This is a genomic window from Planosporangium flavigriseum, assembly GCF_011947225.1.
In the GTDB taxonomy this organism is placed as follows: Bacteria; Actinomycetota; Actinomycetes; order Mycobacteriales; family Micromonosporaceae; genus Planosporangium; species Planosporangium flavigriseum.
Map to the genome: position 1 here is coordinate 90,399 of NZ_JAATVW010000014.1, position 12,543 is coordinate 102,941.

13 protein-coding genes are annotated in these 12,543 nt (G+C 70.8%); 4 read left to right on the plus strand and 9 right to left on the minus strand.

Features of this window, described 5'->3' with window-relative positions; genetic code table 11:
- The first annotated feature begins 26 nt into the window (after window positions 1-26).
- Window positions 27-344 (plus strand): hypothetical protein, encoded by a 318-nt coding sequence (locus HC028_RS19025; protein ID WP_168078717.1) that lies wholly within the window; start codon window positions 27-29, stop codon window positions 342-344.
- 14 nt (window positions 345-358) lie between these two features.
- Here HC028_RS19025 and HC028_RS19030 read toward each other — a convergent pair whose 3' ends face one another.
- From HC028_RS19030 to HC028_RS28530, 5 genes are read right to left on the minus strand one after another with little or no spacing between them, the layout of a single operon-like run.
- Entirely contained in the window at window positions 359-1,132 is a 774-nt protein-coding gene (locus HC028_RS19030) for a sulfite exporter TauE/SafE family protein (protein WP_168078718.1), read from the minus strand.
- Window positions 1,129-1,950, minus strand: a complete 822-nt coding sequence (locus HC028_RS19035) for an IclR family transcriptional regulator (RefSeq protein ID WP_239075409.1) — start codon at window positions 1,948-1,950, stop codon at window positions 1,129-1,131. The genes HC028_RS19030 and HC028_RS19035 overlap by 4 nt, the downstream gene beginning before the upstream one ends.
- Before the next feature lie 17 nt (window positions 1,951-1,967).
- Window positions 1,968-2,930: a PDR/VanB family oxidoreductase gene (locus tag HC028_RS19040; RefSeq protein ID WP_168078719.1), complete on the minus strand. Its 963-nt coding sequence runs from the start codon at window positions 2,928-2,930 to the stop codon at window positions 1,968-1,970.
- Window positions 2,927-3,160, minus strand: a complete 234-nt coding sequence (locus HC028_RS19045; protein ID WP_168078720.1) for a hypothetical protein — start codon at window positions 3,158-3,160, stop codon at window positions 2,927-2,929. Before HC028_RS19045 ends, HC028_RS19040 begins: the two co-directional genes overlap by 4 nt.
- Window positions 3,161-3,165: 5 nt before the next feature.
- The gene (locus HC028_RS28530) at window positions 3,166-4,227 is read right to left on the minus strand and encodes an aromatic ring-hydroxylating oxygenase subunit alpha (RefSeq protein WP_168078721.1); all 1,062 of its coding nucleotides are present in this window, start codon (window positions 4,225-4,227) and stop codon (window positions 3,166-3,168) included.
- Window positions 4,228-4,399: 172 nt separating this feature from the next.
- Here HC028_RS28530 and HC028_RS19055 point away from each other — a divergent pair, with 172 nt between their 5' ends.
- Window positions 4,400-6,046, plus strand: a complete 1,647-nt coding sequence (locus HC028_RS19055) for a thiamine pyrophosphate-binding protein (protein WP_168078722.1) — start codon at window positions 4,400-4,402, stop codon at window positions 6,044-6,046.
- Window positions 6,047-6,168: 122 nt separating this feature from the next.
- Entirely contained in the window at window positions 6,169-6,942 is a 774-nt protein-coding gene (locus tag HC028_RS19060) for a cyclase family protein (protein WP_168078723.1), read from the plus strand.
- Window positions 6,943-6,966: 24 nt separating this feature from the next.
- On the opposite strand, the gene HC028_RS19065 is transcribed toward HC028_RS19060, so the two are convergent.
- Complete coding sequence (locus HC028_RS19065) at window positions 6,967-7,485, minus strand: TetR/AcrR family transcriptional regulator (protein ID WP_239075410.1); 519 nt, start codon at window positions 7,483-7,485, stop codon at window positions 6,967-6,969.
- A 241-nt stretch (window positions 7,486-7,726) separates the two neighbouring features.
- Here HC028_RS19065 and HC028_RS19070 point away from each other — a divergent pair, with 241 nt between their 5' ends.
- Entirely contained in the window at window positions 7,727-9,340 is a 1,614-nt protein-coding gene (locus HC028_RS19070) for a CocE/NonD family hydrolase (RefSeq protein WP_203981255.1), read from the plus strand.
- Between the two features lie 9 nt (window positions 9,341-9,349).
- Here HC028_RS19070 and HC028_RS19075 read toward each other — a convergent pair whose 3' ends face one another.
- Genes HC028_RS19075 through HC028_RS19085 form a run of 3 tightly spaced genes read right to left on the minus strand, consistent with a single transcriptional unit; the run spans window position 9,350 to window position 12,496 of the window.
- The gene (locus HC028_RS19075; RefSeq protein ID WP_239075411.1) at window positions 9,350-10,213 is read right to left on the minus strand and encodes a carbohydrate ABC transporter permease; all 864 of its coding nucleotides are present in this window, start codon (window positions 10,211-10,213) and stop codon (window positions 9,350-9,352) included.
- 6 nt (window positions 10,214-10,219) lie between these two features.
- Complete coding sequence (locus HC028_RS19080) at window positions 10,220-11,212, minus strand: carbohydrate ABC transporter permease (protein WP_168078725.1); 993 nt, start codon at window positions 11,210-11,212, stop codon at window positions 10,220-10,222.
- 3 nt (window positions 11,213-11,215) lie between these two features.
- Complete coding sequence (locus tag HC028_RS19085; RefSeq protein WP_168078726.1) at window positions 11,216-12,496, minus strand: extracellular solute-binding protein; 1,281 nt, start codon at window positions 12,494-12,496, stop codon at window positions 11,216-11,218.
- Window positions 12,497-12,543: the final 47 nt, after the last annotated feature.

Genomic DNA, 12,543 nt, shown 5'->3' on the forward strand with positions numbered 1-12,543 from the left:
CGTCGGCGGTGCACGTACGGGAGCACATGGCGGCCGTAGAAGTCGACGACCCGCGGTTGATCGGCCTGCCCGGAGTGGGCGAACGGGGTGCCGCCCAGGTCGATGATCTTCTGCAGCGCGCGGACGTGAACCGCGGGATCGTCGCCACGCACCCACTGGGCGGAGACCTTGGACAGCGGCACCTGCTGTTCCGCGAGGCGCCGGATGACCACCAGAGTGGACAGGTAGACCAGGTCGGGGGACGGATCGGCGGTGAACCGCCAGCGCTCACCGCGCAGGTCGACCGCGCGGCTCTGGTCGACAGCACCACCGGCCGGGTGTGGCCGCTGCCGAACCTGCCGTGAATCCGGCAGGGCGGCTACCCTAGCCCGGCGTCGATGGCGATCTTCACGGCCAGGGCCATGCCGGCGACGGCGATCAGGATGCGGAGCGGACCGGGCGGCACCCGGCGCACCAGGGCCGGGCCGATCCAGCCACCGACCAGCGAGCCCGCCGCGAGCGCGGCGGCGGCCGTCCAGTGCACCGGGCCGGTGACCGCGAAGATCACCGAGGCTGCCGCATTGGCGGCGCCGAGGGCGACGTTCTTGGCTGCGTTCGTGCGGGCCAGTGACTGGCCGGCCAGCATGAGCGTGAGAACGGCGAGCATCAGGACGCCGGCGGCGGCACCGAAATAGCCGCCGTACAGCCCGATCGGCGCGATCGCGAGCAACCCGCCGAGCCGGTTCGGCGGCCGGTGGGCGGCCGGCTCCACCGCCTGCCCGGCCACTCGACGGCGCAGTCGGGGACCGAGGAGCAGAAGGATCGACGCGCCGGCGATCAGGACCGGCACAATCATTTCGAACAATCGCGGCGAGGTATCGAGGAGCAGGAGGGCGCCGGCCACCCCGCCGAGCGCGCTCACCGTGCACAGCCGGGCGATGAACCGGCCCTGGCCGGCCAGCTCCGCCCGGGAGCCGGCCACCGCGCCGATCCCGGTGGCCACCAGACCGACGGTGTTGGTCACGTTGGCCGCCACCGGCGGCAGCCCGATCATCAGCAGTGCCGGGTACGACACCAGCGAGGCGAGCCCGACCGCGGTACTCAAGACGCCGGCGACCACTCCCACGCCGGTCAGCAACAACAGGTGGTTCATCGCTGCTCACCGCTAGCGACCGGGGGGTCCTGGCGGAACGGGGCGAGCGCCCGCGAGATCGCCCGGGCGCTGGTACGCACGAGGGGTGCGAGCGTGTGCGGCGACGCGCTGCCGTGGTGAACGACGATGGAGACGGCGGCGACGACGTCGCCCTGACCGTCGTGGATGGGCGCGGCGACCGACAGGGCGTCCATGGTGACCTGCCGGTCGCTGACCGCGTAGCCACGGGCGCGCACGTCGGCCAGCGCCGCCCGTAGCTGGCCGGCGGTCGTCATCGTGCGCTCGGTGAACCGCTCGATCCGGCCCGCCAGCACCTGTTCCTGGATGTCGACGGGCGCGTGGGCGAGCAGCACGAGGCCCACACCCGTCGCGGTGAGCGCAAACCGGCCGCCGACCCGGGTGAGGACCGGTACCGCGCCCGTGCCGGCGATCCGTTCGATGAACACCACTTCGGTGCCCTCGCGCACGGCGAGCTGCACGTTCTCGCGCGTCACCTGAGAGAGGTCCTCCAGGAACGGCAGCGCGCGTTCCCGCAGCCCCTGACCGCGCGGGGCCAGGGATCCGATCTCCCAAAGCCGCAGCCCGATGTGGTACGACCCCGCCGCGTTGCGTTCGAGTGCCCCGCTCGCGACCAGGTCGGTCGCGAGCCGGTGCACGGTCGAGACCGGCAGGCCCGTTCGCCGGGACAGCTCGCTGAGCGTCATGAGGCGGTGGTCGGCGGTGAACGCGCCGAGGATGTGCAGCGCCCGCGCGACCACCGGGCCGGTACGCCCGGCCGCCGCGCACCGCTCACCGCCGTCGCGGCCGTCGCCATTCACGGACCCATAATCGCCCCTCACAGCTCGAGGACGAGCGTGGGGCAGGCTGCGCGGGACACGCAGATGAACATCGTGTCGTTGGCCGACCGTTCCTCCTCGGTCAGCAGCGAGTCGCGGTGATCAACCTGGCCGGCGAGTACGGTCGTCTCGCAGGTGCCGCAGGTGCCTTCCCGGCACGACGACAGCACCTGTACGCCGGCCTCCTCCACCACCTCGAGGACGGAGCGGTTCACCGGCACGGTCAGCGTCGTGCCGGTGACGGCGAGCTCGACGTCGAAGGCGCCGGACAGCACCGGTGCGCCCTGCTCCTTCGGCGCGAACCGCTCGACGTGCAGCGCCCCGGACGGCCAGCGGGCACACCGCTGCTCCACGGCATCCAGCAGCGGACCGGGCCCGCAGCAGTACACGAGGGTGTCGGCGGCGGGTTCGCCGAGGATGGCGTCGAGGTCGAGCAGCCCGTACTCGTCCTGCGGACGCAAGACCACGCGGTCGGGGTGGGCGGCGCACAGTTCGTCGGCGAAGGCCATCGACGCGGCGCTGCGCCCGCCGTACGTGAGCCGCCAGTCCGCGCCGGCGGCGGTGGCCGCGGCGAGCATCGGGAGGATCGGGGTGATGCCGATTCCGCCGGCGATGAACACGTACCGGGGCGCGGGTACCAGCGGGAAGTGGTTGCGCGGGCCCCGTACCCGCACGGTGGCGCCCGGCTGCAACTTGTCGTGGGCGAACGCCGATCCGCCCCGCCCGTCGGGCTCCCGCAGCACGGCCACCCGCCACGTCGTCCGGTCGCCGGGGTCGCCGCACAGCGAGTACTGCCGGACGAGGTCGTCGGTCAGCACGAGGTCGATGTGCGCGCCGGCAGCCCACGCCGGGAGTTCGGCGCCGGACGGATCGCGCAGGTCGACGGTGACCACCCCGGCGGCCGGCTCCCGGCGCTCGTGCACGACGAGGTCGACCTCGACCTCGTCGGGCACGGTCCTCATGAGCCGGCTCCCGCGGTGGCGAGGGCGGGTTCGGGGCGTGCGGGGGGTGGCGGGTCGGCCGCCGGTGCTTCATGCCCGACGGGGTGGGCGAGCAGCCACGTCCAGACCTCGACGGGGTCATCGGCGATGTGCACCGCACCGCAGTGGCAGTTGCCCTGCAGGCGGTCGCTGCCCGGCAACCACACCACGCGCAGCACCTTGCGGCCGCTCAGGACGCGGGTCGGTTCCACGAGGCTCAGCTCCCGGCGACGGCGGTACGGTCGGCGCTCTGCGCGAGCTGGGCGGCGAGCATGCGGCGGGCGGCCAGGCCACCGGTGTCGATGTTGATCGACAGTTCCTGGTAACCCTCCGGCTCCGTCGCGATGACCTGCTCCAGGACGTCGAGCGCGGCGACGTCCTGGAGGACGACGGTGCGGTTGCTCTCCCGCAGGAAGTCCGACACCGACTCGTCGTCGAGGGCGAAGTCCCGGGCGACGGCCCAGAAGTCGTGCGTGGAGTTCTCCGTCTCCGGCGTGATCGCGTACACGACCTCGACGTGGAAGGCGTCGGGGTCGGTGCCGTCGGCGTTCGGCAGCACGCCGACCGGGGCGATGCGGCTGTGCAGCTTGTACAGGCACGGCGGGGTGTACTCGATGTCCTGCCAGCGGGTGATGCGCCCGGACAGGCCGGTGGATTTCGAATAGAACGGCGGGCACTCGGCGTCGTCCATGTGCCGGCTGACGTAGACGATGCCAGCCTCCTCGTCGACCTCGGTGGTGATCGGTGTGCCCGCCACCTCGGGCGTGCCGATGTAGCCACCGTGCAGGTAGGTCTCGTGGGAGAGGTCGAGCAGGTTGTCCACGAGCAGCCCGAAGCGCGCCTGCAGCGGCTCCATCCCGGAGACGGTGGTGTAGTCGGGGGAGTCCAGCCAGGGCGCGCGGGGGATGCGGGTGCTGTCGGCGCGGGCCGGGTCGCCGATCCAGATCCAGACGAACGAGTCCTGCTCGACGACCGGGTACGACGTCAGCCGGGCGGTGCGGGGGATGCGGGTCTGGCCGGGCACGGCGACGCAGCGGCCGTCGGCGCCGTACGTGAAGCCGTGGTAGCCGCACACGACCTGGTCGTCGACGAGCCGGCTCGGGGCCTGCGACAGCGGGAAGCGGCGGTGCACGCAGCGGTCGGAGACGGCCGTGACATCACCGGACTCGGTACGCCAGAACAGGACCGACTCGCCGCAGATGGTCCGGGAGAACAGGTCGTGGCCGATTTCGCGGCCGTAGGCGGCGACGTACCACTGGTTGCGGGGGATCGTGGACACGGGACACTCCTCGACGACGAAGGTGAGGGAGATGGTGACCCCTGTCACGGTCGTCGCAGAACCGTGGTTTCCGGATGCCGGAAAACAAATACCTATGTCCGCCCGGTGACCAGGGACTACCGGGGGTCGGGGTGCAGAATGATCCGGAACATGGCAGGCGGGAGGCACAACGATGCTGGTTGCGGAGGCGGTCGGCCGTACCCTTGCGGCACTCGGCGTCGATCACGTGTTCGGGGTGGTCGGCAGCGGTAACTTCCACGTCACCAACGCCCTCGTCGCCGCCGGCGCGCGGTTCGTCGCCGCTCGGCACGAGGGTGGCGCGGCGACGATGGCCGACGCTTTCGCGCGCGTGTCCGGCAAGGTCACGGCCCTCTCGGTACACCAGGGTTGTGGCCTGACCAACGCGATGACCGGCATCACCGAGGCGGCCAAGAGTCGCACCCCGCTGCTGGTGCTCACCGCCGAGGCGACGCAGCCCGGCTCGAACTTCTACGTGGACCAGGACGCGCTCGCCACCGCCGTCGGCGCCCTTTCCGAGCGCGTACGGTCGCCGCAGACCGCGGTCGCCGACGCGGCGCGCGCCTACCAGCGCGCGTCGGCGGAGCGGCGCACCGTCGTGCTGAACCTGCCGCTGGAGGTCCAGCACGCGGCGTACCCGGCGGACGCGCTGGAGGTGCCGGCCGTCCTCGACGTGCCGCCGCCCGGCCCCGCCCGGCAGTCGGTCGTCGCGCTCGCCGACGTGCTCGCCGCGGCCCGCCGGCCGGTGTTCGTGGCCGGCCGGGGCGCCCGGCTGTCCGGCGCCCGCGCAGCGCTCGAAGACCTGGGCGAGCGGTGCGGCGCGCTGCTGGCCACCAGCGCGGTGGCGAAGGGGCTGTTCAACGGCTCGCCGTTCGCCCTCGACGTCTCCGGCGGCTTCGCCTCGCCCCTGGCCGCCGACCTGATCCGCGGCGCGGACCTCATCGTCGGCTGGGGCTGCGCGCTGAACATGTGGACGATGCGCCACGGCCGGCTGATCGCCCCCGGCGCGACGGTGGTCCAGGTCGACCTCGACGTCGACGCGCTCGGCGCGCACCGCCCGGTCGACCTGGGCGTGCTCGGCGACGTGCGGGCGACCGCCGAGGCCGTCGCCGCCGAACTCGCCGCCCGCGGCCACGAGGCAGGCGGCTACCGCACCGACGAGGTACGCGACCGCATCGCCCGCCGGCCCCGCTGGCGGGACCACCCGTACCCGGACACCTCCGACGCCACGCACATCGACCCGCGCACGCTGACGGCCGCGCTCGACGACCTGCTGCCCGCCGAGCGGACCGTGGCCGTCGACTCGGGAAACTTCATGGGCTACCCGAGCATGTTCCTGTCCGTACCCGACGAGGCCGGCTTCTGCTTCACTCAGGCGTACCAGTCGATCGGCCTCGGCCTGTCCACCGCGATCGGCGCGGCCCTCGCCCGGCCCGACCGGCTGGCCGTGGCCGCCTGCGGGGACGGCGGTTTCCTCATGGGCGTCGCCGAACTCGAGACCGTCGCGCGGCTCGGCCTGCCCATGGTGATCGTCGTCTACAACGACGCGGCCTACGGCGCGGAGGTGCACCACTTCGGACCGGACGGGTACCCGCTCGAGACGGTCCGGTTCCCCGACACCGACGTCGCCGCCATGGGGCGGGGCTTCGGCTGTGACGCGGTGACGGTCCGTACCGTCGACGACCTTAAGGGGGTCGGCGACTGGCTCGCCGGAGCGCGCGAGCGCCCCCTCGTCGTCGACGCCAAGGTCATCTCGTCCCGCGGCGCGTGGTGGCTCGAGGAGGCGTTCCGAGGCCACTGATACCACGGGTTGGGACGCATCTCGGCTCGTTGACCAGGGCAAAGAACGCCACATAGGATCGGCGGTCGCCAGCTCGGCAGCCGCTCAACCCTCACCGTGAGGGAGTTCGTAGGAGGCTTCAGATGTCGGTCCTTTCCACCCTCGCCGCCGCCCTCGCGTCCGGCTCGGTCGAGGTGATCGACCTCAGCGCCCCGCTGTCGAGCGAGACCCCGACGCTGGCGCTGCCTCCGCAGTTCGGCCAGACGGCAGCCTTCGAGCTCGAGGAGATCAGCCGCTACGACGACCGCGGCCCGGGCTGGTACTGGAACAACTTCCGCACCGGCGAGCACACCGGCACCCACTTCGACGCCCCCAACCACTGGGTGACCGGGCGGGACCGCGAGGACGTGGCGTCGGTGCCGGCGCGCCGGCTGGTCGGCCCGGCGGTGGTGCTCGACTTCTCCGCCGAGGTGGCGAAGAACTCCGACTTCCTGCTCGAGGTGGACCACATCAAGCAGTGGGAGAGCGAGCACGAGCCGCTCCCCGAGGGCGGCTGGCTGCTTTACCGCACCGGCTGGGACGCCCGCTCCAGCTCCCAGGAGGAGTTCCTCAACGCCGACTCCAACGGCCCGCACACCCCGGGCATCTCGATCGAGTGCGCGCAGTGGCTGGCCCACGAGTCGCCGATCGTCGGGCTCGGCGTGGAGACCGTCGGCACGGATGCGGGCGCCGCGGCCGGCTTCGACCCGATGTTCCCCTGCCACACCTTCATGCACGGCGCGGGCAAGTACGGTCTGACGCAGCTGCAGAACCTCAGCCAGCTCCCGCCGACCGGCGTGGTCCTCGTCGCCAGTCCGTTGAAGATCGTCGGCGGTTCGGGCAGCCCGGCGCGGGTGCTGGCCCTGGTCGAGCGCTGATCCTGCGCAAGCTTCGGCTTCTGCTCAGGTTTCCGGGCGGAACACACCGTCGAGGGCGAGTTCGATCGAGCGTTCGGCGGCGGTGTACGCCGCCGACGCGTCGTCGGTGGCTTCGGTGACGCCTTGGACCATGAGGAACAACAGCGCCAGATCGTCCGGTGTGATGTCGCCGCGCACGTATCCGTGAGTCTGGGCCTGCCGCAGGGGCGCGGAGAGCGCCGCGATCACGCGCTGGTGGTACCGGTCCCGGGTGGCCGGATCCAGGTGCTGCGTAAGGCGTACCAGCGGGCGCATCGCGACCTGGGCGTGCAGCACCGCGCGGAGTAGCGGACGAAACGTCTCGGGGTGGTCGGTGAGCGCTGCGGCCAGGGCTTCCAGTCGTTGCACCTGGTGCGCGACGAGGGCGGAAATCAGCGCGTACCGATTGCTGAAGTGGCGGTACAGCGTGGCCTGACTGACGCCGGCACGCCGGGCGACCTCCGGCATGACAGCGGCGGGCGGCTGGCCGGCCATGACGTCGTTGGCGGCCTCGAGGATGGCCAAGCGGTTCCGTTGGGCGTCTTGGCGACACCGCCGCGGAGCGCCGTACATGACTGTCACCCTTCTCGAAGTGACATATGTTACTTCCGAGTAATGAGAAAGTCACCTTATTTAAATTCTCGTTACTGATTCCTACGCTGCCGTAACCGGAAGACCACAGCTGTCGCCTCGCTCTGGACCAGAGCATTGACAGGCCGTCATGCATGCCGCTGCCCCACATCCGACCTCCGCGCTAGGAGTCCGCATGGCGCCCCGCCGTTCGCCCCTGCCCGTCCGCCTCCTGTCGGTCGCGACCGCCGCGCTCCTGGCCGGTACGGTGAGCCCGGCCCCCGCCGGCGCGGTACCCACGGCCCGGGTCCAGGCCTCCGGCACGACGGTGGCCACGACCGGATTCCGGCCCGTCGACATCCCCGGCGACGGGGTGGTCCTCAAAGCCAACGTCATCGCCCCGGCCCCGGCCGGCCGGTACCCGGCGCTCGTCTTCCCGTCCAGTTGGGGAATGAACGACGCCGAGTACCTGGCCCAGGCCAGCGCGCTGGCCGCGCACGGCTACGTCGTCGTCTCGTACACGCCGCGCGGCTGGTGGCTCTCCGGCGGCGAGATCGACACCGCCGGGCCGAAGGACATGGCCGATCTGTCCAAAGTCATCGACTGGACGATCGCGAACACGGCCGCGGACCCGACCCGCATCGGGGCGGCCGGCGTCTCCTACGGCGCCGGCATCAGCCTGCTCGGCTCGGCGTTCGACCGGCGCATCCGGGTGGTCGCCATGTTGAGCGGCTGGACCGACCTGGTGTACTCCCTCTACGGCGACTCCACCCGGCACAAGCAGTCGGTCGGCCTGCTCACGGTCGCCGCCGCGGGGGCCGGCCACATCGGTCCGGACCTGGCCGGCGTGATGGCCGACTTCGCCGCCAACCGCAACGTCGACCAGATCATCGCGTGGGCCAAGGTCCGCTCGGCGAAGACGTACATCGACAAAATCAACGCCAACCGGCCGGCAGTGCTGATCGCGAACGCGTGGGGTGACACCATCTTCGCCCCCAATCAGCTGGCGGACTTCTACGGCCGACTCACCACCCCCAAGCGCCTGGAGCTTCGCCCCGGCGACCACGCGACCGCGGAGCTCACCGGCCTCATGGGGCTGGACAACGCCGCGTGGACGAGCCTGCGCCGGTGGTTCGACCAGTACCTGGCCGGCGTCGACACGGGAGTCACCCGCGAAGCACCGGTCCAGATCCAACCGCTCAACGCCCCCGCCGAGGCACGCTCGTCCTGGTCGGCGCTGAACTCCAGCACCCGCCGGTACGGGCTGGGCCGGATCCGGCTGTTGGACGGCACCGGCTCGCTCGGTGGGAAGCCCACCGCCGGGTGGAGCAAGACGATCCCGACCGACCTGGACACCACTGCCGACGGTGGCGTCATGCTCCTCACCAACGGTGCCGCCGGGTTCACTGGGCAGCAGCCGCAGATCCTGCTTCCCACGGTCAACCGCGCCTGGGCCGGCGTCTGGATGTCCGCCCCGTCGGCCACACCGCTGCGCGTCCGCGGCATCCCGACGCTGCACCTCGAGCTGACCGGCACCACGGCGCAGGGCACCGTCGTCGCGTACCTGTACGACCTCGACCCGCTCGGCAACGCCAAGCTGGTCACCCACGCGCCCGTCAGCTGGCTCGGCGGCAAACCCGGCAGCCGTACGGTCGACCTCGGCCTGTCGGCGACCGCCTACGACATGCCGGCCGGCCACAGCCTCGCCCTCGTCGTCGACAGCGTCGATCCGCTCTACTTCGATGAGAATGCCCCGCTCGGCTCCATCACCATCGCCGGCGGCTCCTATCTCGACGTTCCGCTGAAGTAACCCACCGGCTCAGCCCTTGACCGATCCGGTCAGGCCCCCGACGATGCGCCGTTCGGCGAACGAGAAGAACGCCAGCGCCGGCACCATCGACAACGCGGTGAACGCGAGGATGCGCGCGGTGTCCTGCGAGTACTGGGATTGGAAGGTCGCCACCCCCAGGGGCAGCGTGAAGTGGGACTGGTCGTTGAAGACGAGCAGCGGCAGCAGGTACGAGTTCCAGCTCGTGACGAAGGCGAGTACGGAGACGGTCACCAGCGCCGGGCGCGACAGCGGCAGGAGGATGCGCCAGAAGTACGTGAGCCGGCCCGCGCCGTCGATGGCCGCCGCGTCCGCCAACTCCCCCGGAATCGCCGTCATGAAGGGCCGAAGAATGACGATGGTGACCGGCAGCGAGAAGGCCGCCTGCGGGATGGCCACGCCCATCAGGTTCTCCAGCAGCCCGATCTGCCGGAGCAGCAGGTACAGCGGCAGCGTCGCGACGCCGAGTGGGAACAGCAGCCCGACGGTGAAGAGCGTGTAGAGCGCCTCCCGGCCGGCGAACCGGTAGTGCGACAGCGCGAAACCCGCCATCGAACCGAACGCGACGGCGACCACGGTGGCGACGACGGCGATGATCACGCTGTTGGTGAGGAATCGCCAGAAGTCCGCCGACGTGAGGATGGTGGCGTAGTTGGACAGCACCCAGGGCTCCGGCAAGGCGGCCGGTGACTGGTTGATCTGCGCGGTGGTGCGGAAACCGCCGAGGATCACGAACAGCAGCGGTACGACCGTCACCGCGACGATCACCAGCGCCGCCAGGTAACGCAGCGCAGGCCCGACCCGCCGGGGGCGCCGGGGCATTTTCGCCGGTGCGACGGCGGCTGTTGAGGTCATGGGCCGTTACCTCATGGCTCGGTCGACGGCTCCGGCGGTGTCCCGGCGGAGCGCGAATCTCTGGTAGGCCAGTGCGAAGAGGAAGCACACCGTGAACAGCAGGACGGCGACGGCGCTGCCGTAGCCGAACTGGTAGCGGCGGAAGCCGTGGTCGATGAGGTACGTCGCCATCGTGGTGGAGGCGCCGGCGGGACCACCCAGGGTCATGATCCAGATCAGATCGAACAGCTGCAGCGCACCGATGATCGACAGGAAGATCCAGATGCGGATGGTCGGGCCGAGCAGCGGCAGCGTGACGTACCGGGTGCTCTGCCAGCTCGACGCGTCGAGCGCCGCCGCCTCGCGCAGCTCGGACGGGATGCCCTGCAGGCCGGCGAGCATCAGGATGATGCCGAAGCCGATGTACTTCCACGTGATCACGCCGAACAGCGTGTACAGCACGATGTCGCCGTCGGCGAGCCACTCGTGGATCGACCCGCGCAGACCGACCGCCGTGAGGAACTGGTCGAACACGCCGTTCGGCTGGAGGATGGACAGCCAGACGACGGCGGTCACGGCCTCCGACAGCACGTACGGGGTGAAGACGATCAGTCGCAGCGCGGCCCTCCCGCGGATGCGCCCGTTCAGCAACAGCGCGAGCCCGATGCTCAGGGGCAGCTGGATGAGCAGCGACAGTACGGCGATCAGCACGTTGTGCCAGATGGCCCGGTCGAAGACGGGATCGGCGAGCGCCCTGCGGTAGTTCTCGACGCCGACGAAGTCCGACAGCGGTCCGAATCCGTTCCACCTGTAGAGGCTGTAGTAGACGGCGAGCGCGATGGGCAGCAGGACGAAGACGGCGAAGAGCAGCAGGGCCGGCGCGAGCAGCAGGCTGAGCTCCAGGGCCCGACGGACCGGCGGGCGGCGCCGGCCCGGCCGTACCGATGGGCGGCCGGGTGGCGGCGTCGGCTCTGCGGTGACGCCGCCGGTGTCGGGATCGGCTGTCACGGGCTCGGCCATCACTCAGCTCGCTCCGTTGACGGCTTTCGCGACGGCGTCCGCCCCGCCCTGGCCGGCGAACATGTTCGCGACGGCGTCATCGAGCGCCTGACCCTGGTTGGTCGGCAGCGCGATGTCGAAGTACGTCTGCACGTAGCTGGCCTGGTGGCTGTAGTCGAAGACCTGCTTGACGGTCGGGTCGGTGATCGTTGACGCCGCGGCCGCGTTGACCGGGATGACCGCCGCACCCGCCTTCACCAGCTTCGTCTGAACCTCGGGGCCGGCGAGGTACGTGAGGAAGTCGGCACAGGCGGCGGCGTTCTTCGTGGTGCAGGAGAAGCCGTCCCCGCCGCCGAGGGCGGCGTTCGGGTCGCCCTTGCCGCCGCTGATCGAGGGGAAGGGGAACCAGCCGAGGTTGGCCGTGAAGTTTTTGTCCGTGGCCAGGTCGACCATGACGCTCGGCTCCCAGTCACCCTGGAGCTCCATCGCGGCGGCGCCATTGGCGACCAGGCCGGCCGAGCTTCCGGCGCCCTGCTGCGCGGGCGTCCCGTTGAAGCCGGGCTGGAAGGGCTTGCTGGCGAGGAAGTCCAGGACGTCCTGGCCCGCCTTGGTGAAGCAGGGGTCGTTGAACTTCCGCGCCTTCACCGAGGACTTGAGGGTGTCCACACTGCACTCACGCACCGCGAAGTAGTTGTAGTAGAAGGCGTCCGGCCAGCGGTCCTTCCCGCCGAGGGCGATCGGCGTGATGTTCGCGGCCTTCAGCTTCACGATGTCCGCGTTAAGTTCGTCCATCGTGGACGGAGGCGTGGTGATTCCGGCTTTGCCGAAGAGGTCCTTGCGGTACCAGAAGCCGACGACGTGCGTGTCGTAGGGGATGCCGTACTGCTTGCCGTCGACCTGCCAGCCCGCCGCGGCCGGACCCAGGTCTTTGACGAACCCGGCCGTCAGGTCGGTCAGGTGCGCGACCCGGCCGGATTCGGTGTGCGTGGCCAGCAGGCCGCCGCCCTGGTTGAAGTAGATGTCCGGCGGGTTGTTCGACTGGAGCGCCAGGGGAATCTTCGTGGTGAACTGCTCGTTCTGGATCGGGACGACGCTGATTTTCACGTTCGGGTGGGCCTGGTGGTAGGCGTCGGCGACCTGTTGCCACAGGGTCTTCAGCGGTTCGTTCGTTCCGTTGTGCCACCACGTCAAGGTGACCGGGCCTCCTGCGTTTCCACCGCCGCTGCCACCACTGCCGCAGGCGGCCAGGATCACCACCGCCCCCACCGCGGTCGCTGCCGCGGCGAGCCGCTTCACTCCGACCATAGCTGTCCTTCCTGACCTGGGCTGACTAGTCCCGGGAGGCGGAGCCC